The sequence below is a fragment of the Streptomyces albireticuli genome, from assembly GCF_021228125.1.
In the GTDB taxonomy this organism is placed as follows: Bacteria; Actinomycetota; Actinomycetes; order Streptomycetales; family Streptomycetaceae; genus Streptomyces; species Streptomyces albireticuli.
The window spans coordinates 43,225-62,840 of the sequence record NZ_JAJQQS010000002.1; the positions used below are offsets into that span (position 1 = coordinate 43,225).

Sequence of the window (19,616 nt, forward strand, 5' to 3'; positions counted from 1 at the left end):
CCGGACGGCACGGGCGCGACGAGGGGAAGAGGTGGCGTGGGTGGCCGGAGGCGGATTCGCCAAGCTCCCGGGCGGCAGTGTGGTCGTCGCCCTGTCGCTGCCCAGCCCGCCCGGAGGCAGCGGGGCGCCCGGCGGGCGGGTCCGGGTCCTGGTGCACGCCGTGAACCGCCAGCGGGCCCTCACCCGGCTCCGCAACCTGGGCCTGCGCGCGGTCTACCTGCGGGGGAACACCGAGCCGCCCACTCCGGACGAGATAACGGCGGTCCTGCACCACCCGGACGGCCTGGTCTGGCGCGCGGCCCCGGACGACGACACGGAGTCCTGGCACCCGATACGGAGCCTCCTACGCAAGCCCGCGGGGCACGGCGCCTCCGGGGGCTGACGGGCGCCCCGGCGGCCGCGAGGGGCCCGGGACCGGCTCAGCCGCCCTGGACGACCGGCTTGCCGCTCAGCTCCACGCCCGCGTCCCGGAGCTCCTCCAGGGCCCGCTCCGTGGTCCCGGAGGCCACCCCGGCCGTGAGGTCCAGCAGGACCTGCGTCACGAAGCCCTCCCGGCGGGCGTCCAGCGCCGTGGCCCGCACGCAGTGGTCCGTGGCGATGCCCACCACGTCGACCTCGGTCACGCCCCGTTCCCGCAGCCAGTCCGCGAGGGAGACGCCGTTCTCGTCGGTGCCCTCGAAGCCGCTGTAGGCCGCGGTGTAGGCGCCCTTGTCGAAGACGGCGTCTATGGCACCGGAGGCGATCACCGGCGCGAAGTTCGGGTGGAAGCCGCTGCCCTCCGTGCCCGCCACGCAGTGCGCGGGCCAGGAGCGCTCGAAGTCCGGGTGGTCGGAGAAGTGGTCACCCGGGTCTATGTGGTGGTCGCGGGTGGCGACCACATGGCGGTAGCCCGCGGACGCCTCGCCGACCAGGTCGGTGATGGCCGCGGCGACGTCGGCGCCGCCGGCGACCGCGAGGCTGCCGCCCTCGCAGAAGTCGTTCTGCACGTCGACGACGATCAGTGCACGCTGCATAGTGCGGATCCTTAAGGGAAGGGCCCTCGGCCGACAGTGCGGATCAAGAGTGCGGATCAAGTCGCTGTGTGACCGAGGGTAGTGACTCCTCCGGCGTAATGGGAGAGGGTGTCCGGCGCACCGGGGGCGCACGACCCCCCTCCCATGGTGCCGCCGGTCGTCCTTCCGGCGTCTCCCCGGCCCCTCCCGCCGGGGTCTCCGGGAGGGGGCTCGGGGAGGGGGCTCAGATGTATTCGGTCGGCAGCACGGCCTCGCCGCGCGAGAGCTGTATCGCCGACATCGGCAGCCCGGCCAGCGCCGCCCGGTGCCGGTCCCGCGCCGCGTCCAGGGGCTCCCGCGCGACGGTCTCGCCGCCCCGTACGAGCTGGACGAGCAACTGCCGGTCCGCGAGCTCCGCGGGCACCGGGCCGGTGCCCACGACCTCGGCCTCCGCCACGCCGTCGGCGTCCGGCCGGCGGGCCGCCCACTTGCGGCCGCCGATGGAGGTCTTGCCGCCCATGGACTTCTTCGCCACCGGCCGCAGCGGGGCGTCCGGGCCGGCCGCGTCCGCGCGGGCCACGAGCTTGTAGACCATCGAGCAGGTGGGGTGGCCGCTGCCGGTCACCAGCTGGGTGCCGACGCCGTACGCGTCCACGGGGGCGGCGGCCAGCGAGGCGATGGCGTACTCGTCCAGGTCGCTGGTGACGACGATCTTCGTCTTGGCCGCCCCGAGCTCGTCCAGCTGCTGCCGCACCCGGTGGGCCAGGAGCAGCAGGTCGCCCGAGTCGATCCGGACGGCGCCCAGCTCCGGGCCGGCGATCTCCACGGCCATCCGGACGGCCTCGGTCACGTCGTAGGTGTCGACGAGCAGGGTCGTGCTTCCACCGAGGGAGTCGACCTGGGCCCGGAAGGCGTCCCGCTCGCTGTCGTGCAGCAGTGTGAAGGCATGCGCACTGGTGCCGACGGTCGGAATGTTGTATCGGAAGCCGGCCGCGAGATCGGACGTCGAGGCGAAGCCGCCGACGTAGGCGGCGCGGGCGGCGGCGACGGCCGCCAGCTCGTGCGTGCGCCGGGCGCCCATCTCGATCAGCGGCCGGTCGCCCGCGGCGACGGCCATCCGGGAGGCCGCGGCGGCGACGGCCGAGTCGTGGTTGAGGATCGACAGGATGACGGTCTCCAGGAGGACCGCCTCGGCGAAGGTGCCCTCGACCCGCAGGACCGGCGAGCCGGGGAAGTAGACCTCGCCCTCGGGGTAGCCCCAGATGTCCCCGCGGAAGCGGTAGTCGGCGAGCCACGCGAGCGTCGGCTCGTCCACGATCCGCCGGTCGGCGAGGAAGTCCAGCACCCCGCTGTCGAACCGGAAGTTCTCGACGGCGTCCAGCACCCGGCCGGTGCCCCCGACGACGCCGTAGCGGCGGCCCTCGGGCAGCCGGCGGGTGAAGACCTCGAAGACCGAGCGCCGGTCGGCCGTGCCGGCCCGCAGCGCGGCCTGCAGCATCGTGAGCTCGTACCGGTCCGTGAAGAGGGCCGTCGACGGCACGTCCACCGGCAGCCTCAAGTCCGCAGCGTTCATGGTCCAGATGCTACCCCCAATACTCGTCAGAGTGACGATTTCTGTGATCGACATGACGAGGGGCACGGTGACGACGGGCCCGGAGCCCGGCCGGAGCCGGGTCCCGGCCGGACACGGTGCCGGGTGGGGACCCCTTTGTGCATCGCGCGGCCGTGAGTGGCAGCATGGGAAGCGTGAGTGTTGCACCGGTCGAGATCGAGCGACCCGAGACGGGCGAATCCCCCTTCGCCGTGGCCGAGCCCGACGTTCCCTGGGTGACCCTGGTCCACAACGATCCCGTCAACCTCATGAGTTATGTGACCTATGTGTTCCAGGCCTACTTCGGCTACTCCAAGGACAAGGCGCACAAGCTGATGCTCGACGTCCACCACAAGGGCCGCGCCACCGTCTCCAGCGGCAGCCGCGAGGAAATGGAGCGTGACGTGCAGGCGATGCACGGCTACGGCCTCTGGGCGACCCTGTCGCAGGACCGTTGATGGCCGGGCACTTCGAGCCGCTGCCCGGCGGCGGGGCCGCCGTCGCCCTGGACGAGGTCGAGATCTCCATCCTGCGCAGCCTGGCCGTGCAGCTCCTGGAGCTGATCGGGCCGGGCGAGAGCCAGGGCCCGGACGAGGCCGACCCGCTGGCCCGGCTGTTCGCCGAGGGTCCGAGCGAGCCGCCCGCCGACCCCGCGCTGGCCCGCCTCTTCCCGGACGCCTACGGCGACCCGGGCGCCGAGCAGGACCGGCGCGAGCGCGCGTACGCCTCCGAGTTCCGCCGCTACACCGAGAACGACCTGCGCGCCCGCAAGCGCGAGGACGCCCTGGGCGTCGTCGGCTCGCTGGACACCCTGTCCCCGGCCGGCGGCGGCGGTGCCGTGCTGCGGCTGGCGCCGGAGGAGTGCCGGCGCTGGCTCGGCGCGCTGAACGACCTGCGCCTCGCCATCGGCACCCGGCTGGAGGTGCGGGAGGACGACGACACCGAGGAGCTGTTCCGGCTGCCGGACGAGGACCCGCGCAAGCCGATGGTGATGGCCTATCTCTGGCTCGGTGGCTTGCAAGAGACGTTGATCGAGGCGATGACGGGGTAGGGACGGGTCTCCGAGGGGCGGTCCGGGGTTCCCCGCGGGCCCGTATGTCATGAATTCATAGGGCAATTTTCATGAACATGACATGAGTGTCCGCTCAGCGAACGCTCATTTTCGGATAACGATCGCGTCACTGTGGTGGCGGCCTATGGTCGCCACTTTTACTTTTGTCCTACTTCGCCAGTGGTGTGCCTCACACCCGCCCGGACGATCTCCGTGTCACTCGTGATAAATCTTCACGACCTGCCTCCGTGACGCCACCCATGTCACGGCGGGAGCGCTCCGCCGACCGACCGTCGGCATGCAGGACTCCATTTCCGGGGGGATCTGGACCCGATCCGCAATGGCCGGATCGGTATGGAGAAAGGCGCACCACCATGACCTCTGAGAAGGTCGCGGACCGTACCGCCAGCGCGGCGGCCGCACGGCAGAACGGAAGCGGACATGGCGCTTCCGAGGGTTACCAGCGGGGACTGGGCAACCGACAGATCCAGATGATCGCCATTGGTGGCGCCATCGGCACCGGCTTGTTCCTCGGCGCGGGCAAGGCCATATCCAAGGCCGGACCCAGCCTCATCCTGGCCTACGCCCTCGCGGGCCTGGTCATCTTCTTCATCATGCGCGCCCTCGGCGAGCTGCTCATGTACCGCCCGGTGTCCGGCTCCTTCTCGGAGTACGCACGGGAGTTCCTCGGCCCGTTCTTCGGCTATGTGACCGGATGGACGTACTGGCTCTTCTGGGTCGTCACCGGAATCACCGAGGTGACCGCCGCGGCCACGTATGTGCACTACTGGGACAAGTCGATCCCGCAATGGGTGTCGGCGCTCATCTTCACCGTGGTCCTCTACCTCGCCAACCTGATCTCCGTGAAGCTCTTCGGTGAGCTGGAGTTCTGGTTCTCGATGGTCAAGGTCACCGCCATCATCGGCATGATCCTGATCGGCATCGGCGTCCTCACCCTCGGCTTCTCCGACGCCGGGGACACCGCCTCCGTCAGCAACCTCTGGTCCCACGGCGGCTTCTTCGCCGGCGACGACGGCATCACCAGCATGCTGATGACGCTCCAGATCGTGATGTTCGCCTTCCTCGCCGTCGAGCTCGTCGGCGTCACCGCGGGCGAGGCCAAGGACCCGAAGAAGACCCTGCCCAAGGCGATCAACACCGTCCCGTGGCGGATCGCCGTCTTCTACATCGGTGCGCTGATCATCATCCTGTCCGTGGTCCCGTGGACCGCGTTCGAGGCCGGCAAGAGCCCCTTCGTCGAGGCGTTCGCCCGGATCGGCCTCCCGGCCGGCGCCGGCATCGTCAACTTCGTCGTCCTCACCGCGGCGCTGTCCTCCTGCAACTCCGGCATGTACTCCACCGGCCGCATGCTGCGCGACCTCGCGCTCAACGGCCAGGGCCCGAAGTTCTTCGGACAGCTGACCAAGACCGGCCTGCCGCTGCGCGGCACCACCTTCTCCGCCGTGCTCATGCTCGTCGGCGTGTGGATCAACTACCAGTGGCCGGGCGAGGCGTTCAACTACGTCGTCTCCTTCGCGACCATCTCCGGCATGTGGGCCTGGATCATGATCCTCGTGGCCCAGCTCCGCTACCGCCGCAAGGCCGACCGCGGCGAGCTCCCGCAGTCCGAGTTCCGGGCCCCGGGCGCACCCTGGACCAGCTACTTCGCACTCGCCTTCATCCTGATGGTGATCGTGCTGATGGGCATCGACCAGGACTCGCGGGTCTCCCTGTACTGCGCCCCCCTCTGGGGCCTGATCATGGGCGTCTCCTACCTCGTCCTCAAGCGCCGCAACCCCGCGGCGTTCGAGCGCAAGTCCACGGAGCACTACGCGAAGCTGGCCGCCGACGCGCGCGCCGAGGCCGAGCACGTCGCCTGACGCCCCTCGCGTCACGGCCGGACGCCGTGACCCCCGCGGCACCCGGGCCCGCCCGTACCACCCCTCGGTACGGGCGGGCCCTCTGCTTATCCTGTCGGGCATGCTGACCCTCACCCAGGCCCTGTACGACCAGATCGTCGCGCACGCCCGCGCCGACCACCCCGACGAGGCCTGCGGCGTGGTCGCCGGCCCGGCCGGCACCGGCCGCCCCGAGCGCTTCGTCCCCATGCTCAACGCCGCCCGGTCGCCCACGTTCTACGAGTTCGACTCCACCGACCTCCTCAAGCTCTACCGCGAGATGGACGACCGCGACGAGGAGCCGGTGATCATCTATCACTCGCACACCGCCACCGAGGCCTACCCCTCCCGCACGGACCTCACCTACGCCAACGAGCCCGGCGCCCACTACGTCCTCGTCTCCACCGCCGACACCGATGACGCCGGACCCTTCCAGTTCCGCTCGTACCGCATCGTCGACGGCGTGGTGACGGAGGAGGAAGTGCGGGTCGTCGACGCCTACTGAGCGCCGCGTGGTGAGACGCCGAGGTCCGCATCGCGGGACGAACTTCCGGGGCGCGCACAAGGAATCGATACGATGCGCCCATGGTTCTCACGATGTGAGCCCCCGCGTCCCGCGCGATCAGACCCCGCACTCCGACAGGAGCACAGCCATGGCCATCGAGGTCCGCATCCCGACCATCCTCCGCACCTACACCTCCGGCGAGAAGGCCGTCGAGGGCAGCGGTGCCACGATCGACGAGCTCTTCAAGGACCTCGAGACCCGCCACGCGGGCATCCGCGAGCGCCTCGTCGACGAGGCCGCGGGCGGCGAGCTGCGCCGCTTCGTGAACGTCTACCTCAACGACGAGGACGTCCGCTTCCTCGCCGGCATCTCCACCGAGCTCACCGACGGCGACAGCGTCACCATCCTCCCGGCCGTGGCCGGCGGAACGGCCTGAGCGGCGGCCCGGGCATGCGCTACGACAGCCCCCTCGCCGCGGTGGGCGGCACCCCGCTCGTACGCCTGCCGAGCCTCTCCCCGTCCGAGACCGTCCGGGTCTGGGCCAAGCTGGAGGACCGCAACCCCACCGGCTCGGTCAAGGACCGCCCCGCCCTGCACATGATCGAGCAGGCGGAGAAGGACGGCCGGCTCACCCCCGGCGCGACCATCCTGGAGCCCACCTCCGGCAACACCGGCATCTCCCTCGCCATGGCGGCCAAGCTCAAGGGCTACCGCATGGTGTGCGTGATGCCGGAGAACACCAGCGAGGAGCGCCGCGCGCTGCTCGCCATGTGGGGTGCGGAGATCATCCCCTCGCCCGCCGCCGGCGGCTCCAACACCGCCGTGCGCCAGGCCAAGGAACTGGCGGAGCGCCACCCCGACTGGGTGATGCTCTACCAGTACGGCAACCCCGACAACGCCGGCGCGCACTACGCCACCACCGGCCCCGAGATCCTCGCCGACCTCCCCGAGATCACCCACTTCGTGGCCGGCCTCGGCACCACCGGCACCCTCATGGGCGTCGGCCGCTATCTGCGCGAGCACGTGCCCGGCGTGTCCATCGTCGCCGCCGAACCGCGCTACGACGACGTCGTCTACGGCCTGCGCAACCTCGACGAGGGCTTCGTGCCCGAGCTCTACGACGCGTCCGTCCTCACCACCCGCTACTCCGTGGGCTCCGAGGACGCCGTCCGCCGCACCCGTGAACTCCTCGCGCGGGAGGGCATCTTCGCGGGCGTCTCCACCGGCGCCGTCCTGCACGCCGCCCTCGGCGTGGCCCGCAAGGCCGAACGGGCCGGGGAGCGCGCCGACATCGCCTTCATCGTCGCCGACGGCGGCTGGAAGTACCTGTCCACGGGCGTCTACACCGCCGCCACGGACGAGGAAGCGGTCGCGACCCTGCACGGCCAGCTCTGGGCCTGACGGGCGGTACGGGCGCGGCGGTACGGGCCGTACGGGCGCGGGCCCGGCGCGCCGCCGGGCGGTGCTCATTCGCGCGGCGGCGCGAGCCGGTCCTGGAGGCGGGCGTGGCGGAACTGGTACACCGCGCCCGCCTGCCGCAGGACACCTCGGCGGTGGGCGTCGTGGAGGAAGGGCATCAGGCGCCAGGGGAAGCGGCCGCGCAGGGCCAGCCAGACGCGGGTGAACGTGAACCAGCCCCACGCCCCGGGGTCGGTGGCGAGCCTCCGCCGGGCGACCAGCCGTTGGGCGAGCCCCATCGCGAACCCGCCGCCGACCCCGGCCGCGACCCCGACGGTGACGCCGATCGTCAGACCGAACCCCGGGCCGCCCACCAGGACGCCCGTGAGCAGACCGGATCCGAAGGACTCGACCAGGGCCCGGGCGGCACCGGCGATCCTGTCGTGCCGCAGCACGGCGGTGGGGCTCGGCGCGCTGATGGTGTCCGCCGGGGTGTGCAGCCACATCATGGCGCCGATACCGACCCCGACCCCGGCCCCCGCCCCGAGCCCCGCGGCCAGCGCGGCCTTCAGCCCCCAGGGGAAGCCCGCGCCGAGCTCGGTCGCGAGGCCGACGGCGAGCACCGCGCCGGCCCCGCAGACCAGCCCCATGCCCAGTCCCTGGGCCAGCTTCCTGACGAGCAGCCGGAGCCGCCCGCGCAGCCGGAAGTTGGCGTATCCCGGCTGGGTGAACAGGGTGGGCACGGGGAACACCAGCCCGCTGCCGAACCCTCCGGCGAGCCCGGTGAGCATCCCGGTCGTGAACCCCACGCCCGGCGCGAGCCCCAACCCCGCGAAGAGCCCGGCCACGAGCTGGAGCACCAGCACGAGGATCCGGCGCCGTGCCGGGGCGAGGTAGCCGTGCAGCTGCCACCAGGTGAAGTCACGGGTCTCGCACATGCGGAGGTGCGTGGCGAGGGAGGTCAGCCACTTGTGTGCCAGTTCGGGCGGATACCGCCGCGGGGCGGCGCGGGGCGGACCGTTCCCGGGAGGCGCCGGACGGTGGGTGTAGACGGCCGGTATGAACGCGTCCAGCAGATGGTCCTCGATGGCGGCCGGGTCCCCGAACCGCGAGGGGTCGAGCAGCTCGGCCGGATCGGTGTCCGGCCCCGTGTAGACCACCCTGGCCAGGGAAGCCATCAGCGGTGACGACAGCGCCCTGGCCAGCGGCCCGTCGGGGGTCGCGCGCAGATGGGCCACCGTCGCGGCCCAGCGCTCGCCGCCGGCCGTCCGCTCCGAGGGCAGGAACGCGATCACATCGGCCACGCCCACCGGCTCCAGCTCCACCACCGCCGCGCTGCCCAGCACCGTGCCCCCGGCGGCGACGGCGGCCTCGTATTCGGTGCCGCGGCAGGTGACCACCAGGGGCGCGCCGGGCCTGAGCCGGTCGAGGGCGTCGAGCGCGGCCTTGTGCAGCGCGGGGGGCATCTCGTCCAGCCCGTCCAGGACCGGTACGACCCGGCCTTCGGTCACCAGCCGGCGGGCGGCGTCCGGCCCGAACGCCGTCGTGTTGGCGAGCGCCCGGTACTCATCGACCATCCGGCGGGCGACCCAGGTGTGCGGATGCTCGGCGTACGGATCCCACGAGGAGAGCGAGAGCAGTACCGGCACCGGCACCGCGGCGTCGTGCTCCCGCCGGTGCGCCAGCAGTCCGAGGGTCAGCAGGATCGCCACGACCGTCTTGCCCGCACCTGGTTCGCCCAGGATCACCAGTCGTTTGTGGTGCAGCCGGGTGAAGGCCGGGACGATGCCGGCCGTGTGGCCGATGCCGCCCCGCAGCCGTAATCGCAGTGGCCGGCCGCCGACCGTGTCCGGATCGAGCAGGGTCTCGGGATCCGGGGTCACCGGCCGGTGGGTCGAGGACCAGCGCACGTGCAGCGGCCGGTGCAGCATGCGCAGCTCCGCCTCGACGGACCACTGGTCGTGCAGGATCCGGGCGAGCTGGTCCGCGGCGCGGGCCGGCCGCGGGTCGTCGGCCTGTACGCCCTGGCCTCCGCCTCCGGTGGCGGGCGCGGGACCGGTGTCGTCGTCGGCGGTGACCGGCGGGCGGCGGCGGAACATCAGCACCACCGCGACGAGCGCCGACAGGCCGACCACGGGCCAGGCCAGCCCCAGGTAGGGCTTGATGCTCTCGGGGACCGCGGCGCCCGCGACCCCGGTAGTGAGCGGGAGCACCACCGTGGTGATGACGAAGAGGAGGGTCGAGGAGGCCGGGGATAAGGACGGACGACGCATCATCTGCCCCCTGAGGTTCCGGGGCCCGCGTCCGTCACGCGCCAGGATTACGTGACGATCCGCCGGGTCACATGACTATGCGGGAAGACATCGTCCCCGACGGGCGATTCGCCCGGAAGCCCTTTCGCGCGACCGGCAGAGGGGTCCGTACCGGTGACTTCAACCACAACCCCAGCTCGTGGAGGAGCGACCGCCTGATTCGCGCCTTACGCTCGACGGACCGCATGGCCCCCCGTACCCGGCCCACGGAGGTTCAGGCCCGTATGAAGCTCACCGTCGTCGGATGCTCGGGGTCGTTCCCGTCCGAGGGATCGGCCTGTTCGAGCTACCTCGTAGAGGCCGACGGCTTCCGGTTGCTGCTCGACATGGGCAACGGCGCCCTGGGCGAGCTGCAACGCCACATCGGTCTCTACGACCTCGACGCCATCCTGCTGTCCCACCTGCATCCCGACCACTGCATCGATATGTGCGGGTACTTCGTCGCCCGCTACTACCGGCACGAGGGCGGCCGCGCCGGCCCCCTGCCCGTGTACGGGCCGGAGGGCACCGAGCAGCGGCTGGTCACGGCCTACGGCGACGTGCCCGACGAGCGCTCCATGGGGGAGGTCTTCGACTTCCGCACCCTCGTGCCCGGTGCCTTCGCCCTCGGCCCGCTGACGATCCGCACCGATGTGGTCCGCCACCCCGTCGAGGCGTTCGCCTTCCGCATCGAGCACGACGGCCGCTCGCTGGTGTACTCCGGTGACACCGGCCCCTGCGAGGCGCTGCACAAGCTCGCGCTCGGCACGGACCTGCTGCTCTGCGAGGCGTCGTTCACCTACGGCAAGGAGGACATCCCGGATCTCCATCTCAACGGCCGTGAGGCGGGGGAGCACGCGGCCCGCGCCGGGGTCGGCCGGCTGGTGCTCACGCATATCCCGCCGTGGACCGATCCGCTGACCAACCTGCGGGACGCGCGGGACGTCTTCGATGGTCCGACGGAACTGGCGCGTACGGGCGCGGTGTATGAAATTTAGCTGTTGGCTGGGCCGTTATGGCCGTCATTAAAGGTGTGCAAAGGAAATGCCCCCGGAATCCAAGGGATTCCGGGGGCATTTCTTATTCACGGTTCAGAACCGCACGGGGGTCACGCCTTGAGTTCGGCGGACTCCTCCTCCGACTCACGGCCCGGCGTCTTCAAGTTGAACTTGAGGATCGCGAAGCGGAAGACGACATAGTAGATCGCGGCGAAGCACAGACCCACCAGGGCGAGCAGCCACGGCTTGGACGCGATACCCAGGTTCAGCAGGAAGTCGATCGCGCCGGCGGAGAAGCCGAAGCCGTCCTTCATGCCGAGTGCCCAGGTCAGGGCCATGGAGACACCGGTCAGCACCGCGTGGATCGCGTACAGGACCGGGGCGACGAACATGAAGGTGAACTCGATCGGCTCGGTCACACCGGTGACGAAGGCGGTGAGCGCGAGCGAGAACATCATGCCGCCGACGACCTTGCGGTTCTCCGGACGGGCGCAGTGGGTGATCGCCAGGCAGGCCGCGGGGAGCGCGAACATCATGATCGGGAAGAAGCCGGTCATGAACTGGCCGGCGTTCGGGTCGCCGGCGAGGAAGCGGGCGATGTCACCGTTGACGGTGCCCTTGGGGCCGTCGTACGAACCGGCCTGGAGCCACGGGAAGGAGTTCAGCAGGTGGTGCATGCCGACCGGGATCAGACCGCGGTTGGCGACACCGAAGATGCCCGCGCCGATCGCGCCGGAGCCGACCAGCCACTCACCGAAGTTGTGCAGACCCGTGCCGAGCACCGGCCAGATGTAACCGAAGACCACACCGAGCAGCAGACCCGCGAAGGACGACAGGATCGGCACCAGGCGGCGGCCGCCGAAGAAGCCCGCCCAGTCGGGCAGCTTGGTGCGGTAGAAGCGCTGGTAGATCAGCGCGACCACGATGCCCATCACGACACCGCCGAGCACCTTGGCGTCGACCGCCTGCTCCACCATGGCGACCTTGCCGTCGACCACGGCCGCCTTCTTCGGGAGGCTGCCGTCGGTGAAGGTGGCCAGCACCTTCGAGAAGACCAGGTAACCGGCGACGGCGGCCAGCGCCGTCGAGCCGTCCGACTTCTTGGCGAAGCCGATCGCGACACCCACGGCGAACAGCAGCGCCATGTTGTCGAGGATGGCGCCACCACCGGCGGACATAAACTCGGCGATCTTGTTCAGGAACGCCGGGAGGGACTCCTTGCCCAGCATGTCGTCCTGGCCGAGGCGGACCATCAGCGCGGCGGCGGGAAGCACCGCGACGGGCAGCATCAGGCTGCGGCCGATGCGCTGGGCGATCGCCATCGCGCCGGCGCCGAACTTCTTCTTCTCCGGCTCGGCGGCGACAGGCGCCGTCTTCGCCGCCTTGGCGCTCTTACTCATCGGATTCCTCCAGGTGAGGCGGGCGCTCGGGGGTTAAGGGGGGACGGCCCGCAATCTGGTCTACACCACTCAGTGGTTTAGACCTGTTGTAGCACGTGAGTCCGGGATAAAGGAATCCGTAGTTCCCCGTGGTCTCGCACACAGGAGCGGCACGGCGGAAACGGCCCCCGAGCCCAAGGCTCGGGGGCCGTCCCGCCGGGAAGCGAATCCCGGCGCAGCGTCACTGTCCCCTTACTTCACGTTCTCCTGTTCGATCTCCTCCGCCACCTCTTCCGGTTCCCGGCCCGGGGTCGGCAGATCGAACTTCGTAATCGCGAAGCGGAAAATCGCGTAGTAGAGGACGGCGAAGCACAGCCCGATCGGAATGATCAGCCACGGCTTCGTCGCCAGCCCCCAGTTGATCACGTAGTCGATCAGGCCGGCCGAGAAGCTGAAGCCGTCGTGCACCCCGAAACCCCAGGTCACCGCCATCGACACACCCGTGAGCACGGCATGGATCGCGTACAGCACCGGAGCGATGAAGAGGAAGGAGTACTCCACCGGCTCCGTGATGCCCGTGACGAACGACGTCAGGCCCACCGAGAGCATCATGCCGCCCACCACCTTCCGGCGGTGCGGCTTCGCGCAGTGCGCGATCGCCAGCGCCGCCGCCGGCAGCGCGAACATCATGATCGGGAAGAACCCGGTGGTGAACTGCCCCGCGTCCGGGTCACCCGCCAGGAACCGGTTGATGTCACCGTGCACGACCGTCCCGTCCGGCTTGGTGTAGTCGCCGAACTGGAACCACATGAACGTGTTCAGGAACTGGTGCAGCCCCACCACCAGCAGCGCCCGGTTCGCCACGCCGAAGACACCGGCGCCCGCCGACCCCAGGTCCGACAGCCACTCGCTGAAGTCCGTGAGCGCGTCACCGATCGGCGGCCACACGAACAGGCAGATCACCGCGAACACCAGCGCCACGAACGACATCAGGATCGGCACCAGCCGCCGCCCGTTGAAGAAGCCCAGCCAGTCCACCAGCCGCACCCGGTGGAACCGCATCCAGAACCAGGCGCTCAGCAGCCCGATCACGATCCCGCCGAACACCCCCGGGTTCTGGAAGCTCGCCGGGGCCGCCGTACCGCCCGTCGAGACGCACACCCCGCTCCACAGCCCCGCCCCGCCGAACACCGTCTCGCGCGGGCAGTCCTCCGGGAACTGGTGCAGCACCGAGAAGTAGACGAGGAAGCCCACGACCGCCGCCAGCGCCGTCGAACCGTCCGACTTCTTCGCCATCCCGATGGCCACGCCCACACAGAACAGCAGCGGCAGCCCCAGCCCCGAGTCCAGCAGCGCGCCGCCCGCGCCCGCGAAGACCTTCGCCACGTCCGTCCAGCCCAGGCCGTCCTTGCCGAACACGTCCGGCTGCCCCAGCCGGTTGAGGATGCCCGCCGCCGGCAGCACCGCGATCGGCAGCTGGAGGCTGCGCCCCATCTTCTGGAGGTTCTGGAAGAGGACCTGCGTCCACTTCTTCTCCCGGGGCGCCGCCGCCGCGTTCGAACTCATCTGCGTCCTCCCGGCCTGCCGCCCCGGCGACAGTCACTCGGCGCTTTAGCGCATACTGGTGTAGACCACTTGCGGTGTGTTGTCCGGCCCCCGGAGCGCAGCGCCGGGTGATCGCCATTGTGGACGCCATCTTTCGTCAGATGGCGGACATACGCCCGCGTAGTTGGGCTGAACGTGGGTTACCGTGTGAAAGCCGGTCGGCGGGATCGCCGAAGGGCCGAGACAACCAGGAGTGGACATGGCCACCAAGGCTGAGAAGATCGTCGCCGGGCTCGGCGGCATCGACAACATCGAAGAGGTCGAGGGCTGCATCACCCGCCTTCGCACCGAGGTCGCCGACCCGGAACTCGTCGATGAGGCCGCCCTCAAGGCCGCCGGCGCGCACGGCGTCGTCAAGATGGGCACCGCCATCCAGGTCGTCATCGGCACCGACGCCGACCCGATCGCCGGCGAGATCGAAGACATGATGTGAGCCACTGAGCTCCCGCCGAGGGCCCCGCGCCCGGTTCGTCCCACCGAACCGGAACGGGGCCCTTCGCGATGCCCCGGTGGCTATAGGCTCATCACCATGTCTCGCATCGACGGCCGCACCCCCGACCAGCTCCGCCCCGTGACCATCCAGCGTGGCTGGAGCAAGCACGCCGAAGGATCCGTCCTCGTCTCCTTCGGCGACACCAAGGTCTTCTGCACCGCCAGCGTCAGCGAGGGCGTACCCCGCTGGCGCAAGGGCTCCGGCGAGGGCTGGGTCACCGCCGAGTACTCGATGCTGCCCCGCGCCACCAACACCCGCGGCGACCGCGAGTCCGTCCGCGGCAAGATCGGCGGCCGCACCCATGAGATCTCCCGCCTCATCGGCCGCTCCCTGCGCGCCGTGATCGACTACAAGGCCCTCGGCGAGAACACCATCGTCCTCGACTGCGACGTCCTCCAGGCCGACGGCGGCACCCGCACCGCCGCCATCACCGGCGCCTACGTGGCCCTCGCCGACGCCATCACCTGGGCCCAGGGCAAGAAGCTGATCAAGCACGGCCGGCAGCCGCTCACGGGCACCGTCAGCGCGGTGAGCGTCGGCATCGTCGACGGCACCCCCCTCCTCGACCTCTGCTACGAGGAGGACGTCCGCGCCGAGACCGACATGAACGTCGTCTGCACCGGCGACGGCCGCTTCGTCGAGGTCCAGGGCACCGCCGAGGCCCAGCCCTTCGCCCGCGCCGAGCTCGACGCCCTCCTCGACCTCGCCGTCGCCGGCTGCGGCAAGCTCGACGCCGCCCAGCGCGAGGCCCTCGCCCGCACCCTCTGACGGGCAACCGTAAGGCGGTGTACGAGCGTTCCTAGGAATACAGACACGGGCGTACGATCGCGAGCTCCGCGGCCGTACGCCCGTGGCCACGCCACCGGGAGGTAACCGCCATGCCCGCACGCCACCGCACCAGGGCCGCCGTCGTCCTGGCCGCCGCCGCGCTCGCCCTGCCGCTCGCGGCCGGCTGTTCCGCCGCGCAGAAGGCCGTCGACTGCGCCCGTCTCGGCGTCGAGATCACCAATGACGTCGACGACCTCCAGCGGGCCGTGACGGACGCCGCCCAGGACCCCGGCAAGGCCGACAAGATCCTGGACACCCTGGAGAAGGACACCAGGAAGCTCAAGGACAAGACCGACGACACCGATGTGAGCAAGGCCCTCGACCACCTCCAGACGGCCGTGACCAACGTCCGCGACGCCGAACGGCAGAACAAGGCGCCCGACCTGACCCCGGTCAAGGACGCTGCGGGCGAGCTGGCGAAGGTCTGCACCTCGAAGTGAGCCCGGAGCGAGCGGCCCCGCGGGGACGCGGCCGGACCACCCGGGATAATCCCCCCATGAAGCGCCTGATCCTCGCCACCCGCAACGCCAACAAGGTCACCGAGCTCCGCGCCATCCTGGAGGAGGCGGGCCTCGACGTCGAGCTCGTCGGCGCCGACGCCTACCCCGAGATCCCGGACGTCAAGGAGACCGGCGTCACCTTCGCCGAGAACGCCCTCCTCAAGGCCCACGCCCTGGCCCGCGCCACCGGCTTCCCCGCCGTCGCCGACGACTCCGGCCTCTGCGTCGACGTCCTGAACGGCGCCCCCGGCATCTTCTCGGCCCGCTGGGCCGGCACCCACGGCGACGACAAGGCCAACCTCGACCTCCTCCTCGCCCAGCTCGGCGACATCGCCGACGAACACCGCGCCGCCCACTTCGCCTGCGCCGCGGCCCTCGCCCTCCCGGACGGCACGGAGCGCGTCGTCGAAGGCCGCCTCGAGGGCACCCTCCGCCACGAGCCCTCGGGCACCGGCGGCTTCGGCTACGACCCGGTCCTCCAGCCCCTGGGCGAGACCCGCACCTGCGCGGAACTGACCCCGGCGGAGAAGAACGCGATCAGCCACCGGGGGAAGGCGTTCCGGGGCCTGGTGCCGGTGGTGCGGGAGCTGTTGGGCTGAGGGAGGCACACGACGACGGCCCGGCTCGCGGAGTGCGCGAGCCGGGCCGTCGGTATCAGTGCGCCCGGTCGGATTCGAACCGACAGACACGACCACCTAAAGATCGCCGCTCAGCCCTTGGCGTACGGGCGCGTGTACCGCGTCCTACCTTACTGCGCGAACCTGGCGGTCGGGGACGGCAGCTTACGAGATTCGCCGTCGGCCTCCTCGACACCAGGTGCTGGTCACCGAGTGGCAGTTCGGGCAGAGATAGCGGAGGTTCTCGCGGCGGTTGTCGAGCCGGTCACCGTTGATGTGGTCGATCTCCAGGACGAGTCGCTTGCCTTGCCAGGTGTCGCCTGTGCCGCACCTGGCGCAGATATGGGGGACACCGAGCTCGTCGAGGGACCGCCGGAGGTGAACGGTTTTCGCCCGAGGCGAGCCGGTCGGCAACCTCCGGAGGACCTGCGAGGCGTTTTTCCGGCGAGGTGAGGGCCGTCCGCGTTGGTGCCCCTGCCCGACGAAGTGCGACGTGGAGATCCCGTACGCCGCGATGCTCCGCTTGGCCAAGGCGCGGCCCGCTCCGCCGTTGGGCCGTCCCAGCCCCCGCATCACCCCGGCCAGGCTGTAGGACCCGGCGACCGCTTTCCGTAGCTCACCCTCCGGAATCAGTGCCGGCCCACGGTTTCCCCGCCTGCCTGTGAAGTGCGAGGTGTCGATGCCGTAGCGCTCGAGCTTCCTGCTGAGGTGGTTGTACGCGCTGTCGTACGGCGGAACGCCCATGTGATCGAGCATTTCCCGGATGCTGTGGCAGCGGGCGGCCGCCTCCTCCAGCAGTTCCTTGGAGTAGCTGCGCCGCACACGGGGAGGGAGCGGTTCCTCGACGAAGTGCCCTGTGGCTATGCCGTAGTGGTCGAGGCGGCTGCGGAGGTACCTGCGCGGCCCACTGCCGAGGGGAGCGTCGAGTCTGCGCAGCATGTCGACGAGGCTGGTGGAGGCGGCGGCCGTCCTTGCCAGCCGGTCCTCGGTGTACCAGGCGCGGCGAGTCATGCCTGCCTCCTTCGCTTCCGGCCGCGGTAGGTATCGGTCACCGCATGGCAGTTGGGACAGAGGAAGCGAAGGTTCTCCGGTCGGTTGTCCCACCAGTCGCCGTTGATGTGGTCCACCTCCAGCCGGAGGGGCTCGCCTTTCCACACCGTGTCGTTGCCGCACTCGGCGCACGACTCGGCCACACCGGTTTTCAACAGCGCCCGGCGCAGCCTCTGGCCCGAGACGCGACCGTCCGACGGCGATCCCATCGTGAGCAGGCTCCTGGGAGCCCGCTTCGGCCCGGTTCGCGCCATCGAGAAGTGGGAGGTGTCGATGCCGAGCGCCGCGATCCGCCGCCCGATGTGCGCCTGGTTGCCACCCACCGGATTGATGCCGAGGCGCCGCACCACCTCCACGACGCTTCCCGAAAGAGCGACCAGCTCCCGAAGCGTCGCCTCCGTGTAGCGGACCCGGCCCGTCGCGAAGTGCGAGGTGTCCACCCCGAGCTCGGCCATCCTCGCCCGGATGTACGTCCGGCTCCCCGGCGTCGACGTGCCCCCGCACCACCGCACCGCCTCGTCGTACGACGTCGAGTCACGAGCGGCCTCGACGAGCAACTCGTATGTGTACCTGACCGGCATGGTTCCCCTCCTTACTGACCGGCGGAGGGGTCCGGACCCGCGGCCGCGTCCGGTAACCCTCACTCACCGGTAATGGCTGCAGAGTCCTGGGCGCGGCCACGTCCACACGTTCGCGGCCTCGAACTCCTCAACGAAGGGATCATCGGACGGTTACGCCGAAGGCGGGACGTGTCAGAACTTCGGGTCCGGCGCCCGGGACGTCACTATTTCCGCCGCCTCCTCCTTCGTCGAGACCGACGGCGGGGAGCCCTCCAGCGGCTGGCGGGCCGTTTCGCGCATGCAGGCGACCGCGATCATGCCGACCAGGGCCGCGGCCATGGTGTAGAAGGCCGGGGCCATGTCGCTGCCCGTGGCGTGGATCAGGCCCGTGACCGCCAGTGGGGTCGTGCCGCCGAAGAGGGACGTCGAGAGGTTGTAGCCGATGGACAGCGAGCCGTAGCGGACCGGGGTGGGGAAGAGGGCGGGCAGGGCGGCGGACATCGTGCCGAGGAGGCAGACCAGGGGGAGGCCCAGCAGCAGCATGCCGCCGGAGACCGCCACGAGACCGCCCTGCTTCAGGAGCAGGAACGCCGGTACGGGCAGCAGCAGGAAGCCGCCCATGCCCGCCATCAGCAGCGGCTTGCGGCCCACGCGGTCGTTGAGGCGGCCGACGAAGGTGATCAGCAGCATCAGCAGGACCATCGTGGCGATCAGGATCACCAGACCGTGGGCGTCGTCGTAGCCGAGCTCGTCGGTGAGGTACGTCGGCATGTAGGACAGCAGCAGGTAGTCCGTGATGCCGTACGCGCCGGCCAGCACGACGCACAGCAGCAGCCGCGACCACTGGGTGGTGAAGATCTGCTTCAGTTCGGTGCCCTCGCCGGTGACGCGCTCGCCGTTGCCGTTCTCCTCCTCCAGCTTCTGGAAGGCCGGGGTGTCCTCCAGCCTCAGCCGGAGGTACAGGCCGACGAGGCCCAGCGGCCCGGCGACCAGGAAGGGCACGCGCCAGCCCCAGTCCGTCATGGCCGCCGACCCGAGCGTCGAGCTCATCAGAGTGACGAGACCGGCCGCGCCGATGTAGCCCGCGAGGGTGCCGAATTCCAGGAAGCTGCCGAAGAAGCCGCGCCGCTTGTCGGGCGCGTACTCGGCTATGAAGGTCGACGCGCCGCCGTACTCGCCGCCGGTGGAGAAGCCCTGGAGCATCCGGAAGCAGATCAGCAGCACCGGCGACCAGAAGCCGATCGACGCGTACGAGGGGATGAGCCCGATGGCACAGGTGCCGACGGCCATCAGGACCATGGTCAGGGCCAGTACGCGCTTGCGGCCGACACGGTCGCCGAGCGGGCCGAAGAACAGGCCGCCCAGGGGCCGCACCAGGAACGCCACGGCGAACGTGGCCAGCGAGGACAGCAGCCGGACGGTGTCGTCGCCGGAAGGGAAGAAGACGTCCCCGAGGGTCACCGCCAGATAGCTGTAGATGCCGAAGTCGAACCACTCCATCGCGTTGCCGAGGGCCGCCGCCTTCACCGCCCGGCGCACCGTCGCCTCGTCCGTGACGGTGATGTCGGTGCGCCGCAGCGGGGGGTTGCGGCGCCGGGCGACGGCCCGGAACAGGGCGGGGTGGCGTCTGACCGCCGCCGGGTCGGTCGTCGTCTCGGTCTCTGCCTCGGGGCTGCTGCCGGTGGACACGGCTCGGCTTCCTCTCGTTCGGCTCGGCCGCGTGGTGCGCCGACAGTGCTCGTACGGGTGGGCGTGATGCGTCTGCGCGCTGTGCGGCGGCTCAAACCGCCGGGGTGGAGGGGAGGGAGATAGGTCACTCGGACGAGGCAGGGCGGAAGGGAACCTGATATAGGCATGAAG

Annotated in this window: 20 protein-coding genes and 1 tRNA gene; 12 read left to right on the forward strand and 9 right to left on the reverse strand. The window is 70.5% G+C overall.

Annotated elements, in window-relative coordinates:
• The first annotated feature begins 40 nt into the window (after positions 1-40).
• Positions 41-382: a hypothetical protein gene (locus tag LUZ64_RS00345; RefSeq protein ID WP_095580348.1), complete on the forward strand. Its 342-nt coding sequence runs from the start codon at positions 41-43 to the stop codon at positions 380-382.
• 37 nt (positions 383-419) lie between these two features.
• Here LUZ64_RS00345 and LUZ64_RS00350 read toward each other — a convergent pair whose 3' ends face one another.
• A complete protein-coding gene (locus LUZ64_RS00350; RefSeq protein WP_095580340.1) occupies positions 420-1,013 on the reverse strand; it encodes an isochorismatase family protein in 594 nt (197 codons plus the stop codon).
• Between the two features lie 223 nt (positions 1,014-1,236).
• Positions 1,237-2,565: a nicotinate phosphoribosyltransferase gene (locus LUZ64_RS00355; protein WP_095580338.1), complete on the reverse strand. Its 1,329-nt coding sequence runs from the start codon at positions 2,563-2,565 to the stop codon at positions 1,237-1,239.
• Positions 2,566-2,729: 164 nt separating this feature from the next.
• Here LUZ64_RS00355 and clpS point away from each other — a divergent pair, with 164 nt between their 5' ends.
• From clpS to LUZ64_RS00385, 6 genes are all read left to right on the forward strand, one after another.
• Positions 2,730-3,041, forward strand: coding sequence for an ATP-dependent Clp protease adapter ClpS (clpS, locus tag LUZ64_RS00360; RefSeq protein WP_087930643.1), 312 nt, complete (start codon positions 2,730-2,732; stop codon positions 3,039-3,041).
• Positions 3,041-3,634 carry a DUF2017 domain-containing protein gene (locus LUZ64_RS00365; protein ID WP_095580336.1) on the forward strand — a complete coding sequence of 198 codons (594 nt, stop codon included), beginning with the start codon at positions 3,041-3,043 and terminating at the stop codon, positions 3,632-3,634. The genes clpS and LUZ64_RS00365 overlap by 1 nt, the downstream gene beginning before the upstream one ends.
• Positions 3,635-4,008: 374 nt before the next feature.
• Positions 4,009-5,514, forward strand: coding sequence for an amino acid permease (locus LUZ64_RS00370; protein WP_095580335.1), 1,506 nt, complete (start codon positions 4,009-4,011; stop codon positions 5,512-5,514).
• A 100-nt stretch (positions 5,515-5,614) separates the two neighbouring features.
• The gene (locus tag LUZ64_RS00375) at positions 5,615-6,037 is read left to right on the forward strand and encodes a M67 family metallopeptidase (RefSeq protein WP_095580333.1); all 423 of its coding nucleotides are present in this window, start codon (positions 5,615-5,617) and stop codon (positions 6,035-6,037) included.
• 148 nt (positions 6,038-6,185) lie between these two features.
• Positions 6,186-6,473, forward strand: a complete 288-nt coding sequence (locus LUZ64_RS00380; RefSeq protein WP_095580331.1) for a MoaD/ThiS family protein — start codon at positions 6,186-6,188, stop codon at positions 6,471-6,473.
• A 14-nt stretch (positions 6,474-6,487) separates the two neighbouring features.
• Positions 6,488-7,438, forward strand: a complete 951-nt coding sequence (locus tag LUZ64_RS00385) for a PLP-dependent cysteine synthase family protein (protein WP_095580329.1) — start codon at positions 6,488-6,490, stop codon at positions 7,436-7,438.
• Between the two features lie 65 nt (positions 7,439-7,503).
• Here the strand turns inward: LUZ64_RS00385 and LUZ64_RS00390 are convergent, their stop codons facing one another.
• Positions 7,504-9,711 carry an NACHT domain-containing protein gene (locus tag LUZ64_RS00390; protein ID WP_095580327.1) on the reverse strand — a complete coding sequence of 736 codons (2,208 nt, stop codon included), beginning with the start codon at positions 9,709-9,711 and terminating at the stop codon, positions 7,504-7,506.
• Between the two features lie 260 nt (positions 9,712-9,971).
• Between LUZ64_RS00390 and LUZ64_RS00395 the strand changes: the two genes are divergently transcribed.
• A complete protein-coding gene (locus LUZ64_RS00395) occupies positions 9,972-10,724 on the forward strand; it encodes an MBL fold metallo-hydrolase (protein WP_095580325.1) in 753 nt (250 codons plus the stop codon).
• Between the two features lie 110 nt (positions 10,725-10,834).
• On the opposite strand, the gene LUZ64_RS00400 is transcribed toward LUZ64_RS00395, so the two are convergent.
• Complete coding sequence (locus tag LUZ64_RS00400; protein ID WP_095580323.1) at positions 10,835-12,124, reverse strand: PTS transporter subunit EIIC; 1,290 nt, start codon at positions 12,122-12,124, stop codon at positions 10,835-10,837.
• A gap of 231 nt (positions 12,125-12,355) precedes the next feature.
• The gene (locus LUZ64_RS00405) at positions 12,356-13,669 is read right to left on the reverse strand and encodes a PTS transporter subunit EIIC (RefSeq protein ID WP_095580321.1); all 1,314 of its coding nucleotides are present in this window, start codon (positions 13,667-13,669) and stop codon (positions 12,356-12,358) included.
• A gap of 238 nt (positions 13,670-13,907) precedes the next feature.
• On the opposite strand from LUZ64_RS00405, the gene LUZ64_RS00410 reads away from it, so the two are divergent.
• From LUZ64_RS00410 to rdgB, 4 genes are all read left to right on the forward strand, one after another.
• Positions 13,908-14,141: a PTS sugar transporter subunit IIB gene (locus LUZ64_RS00410; protein WP_087927953.1), complete on the forward strand. Its 234-nt coding sequence runs from the start codon at positions 13,908-13,910 to the stop codon at positions 14,139-14,141.
• A 96-nt stretch (positions 14,142-14,237) separates the two neighbouring features.
• Positions 14,238-14,969 (forward strand): ribonuclease PH, encoded by a 732-nt coding sequence (rph, locus tag LUZ64_RS00415; RefSeq protein WP_095580319.1) that lies wholly within the window; start codon positions 14,238-14,240, stop codon positions 14,967-14,969.
• Between the two features lie 110 nt (positions 14,970-15,079).
• The gene (locus tag LUZ64_RS00420) at positions 15,080-15,469 is read left to right on the forward strand and encodes a hypothetical protein (protein ID WP_095580317.1); all 390 of its coding nucleotides are present in this window, start codon (positions 15,080-15,082) and stop codon (positions 15,467-15,469) included.
• 56 nt (positions 15,470-15,525) lie between these two features.
• Positions 15,526-16,128 carry an RdgB/HAM1 family non-canonical purine NTP pyrophosphatase gene (gene rdgB / locus LUZ64_RS00425; RefSeq protein WP_087927956.1) on the forward strand — a complete coding sequence of 201 codons (603 nt, stop codon included), beginning with the start codon at positions 15,526-15,528 and terminating at the stop codon, positions 16,126-16,128.
• A gap of 59 nt (positions 16,129-16,187) precedes the next feature.
• On the opposite strand, the gene LUZ64_RS00430 is transcribed toward rdgB, so the two are convergent.
• The 4 genes from LUZ64_RS00430 to LUZ64_RS00445 all read right to left on the reverse strand — a co-directional run bounded on the left by LUZ64_RS00430 (position 16,188) and on the right by LUZ64_RS00445 (position 19,445).
• A tRNA-Leu gene (locus tag LUZ64_RS00430) sits at positions 16,188-16,260 on the reverse strand.
• Positions 16,261-16,311: 51 nt separating this feature from the next.
• Positions 16,312-17,157, reverse strand: coding sequence for an HNH endonuclease signature motif containing protein (locus LUZ64_RS00435; RefSeq protein ID WP_095580315.1), 846 nt, complete (start codon positions 17,155-17,157; stop codon positions 16,312-16,314).
• A complete protein-coding gene (locus tag LUZ64_RS00440) occupies positions 17,154-17,777 on the reverse strand; it encodes an HNH endonuclease signature motif containing protein (RefSeq protein WP_095580313.1) in 624 nt (207 codons plus the stop codon). The genes LUZ64_RS00435 and LUZ64_RS00440 overlap by 4 nt, the downstream gene beginning before the upstream one ends.
• A 171-nt stretch (positions 17,778-17,948) precedes the next feature.
• Positions 17,949-19,445: an MFS transporter gene (locus tag LUZ64_RS00445; protein WP_095580311.1), complete on the reverse strand. Its 1,497-nt coding sequence runs from the start codon at positions 19,443-19,445 to the stop codon at positions 17,949-17,951.
• Positions 19,446-19,616: the final 171 nt, after the last annotated feature.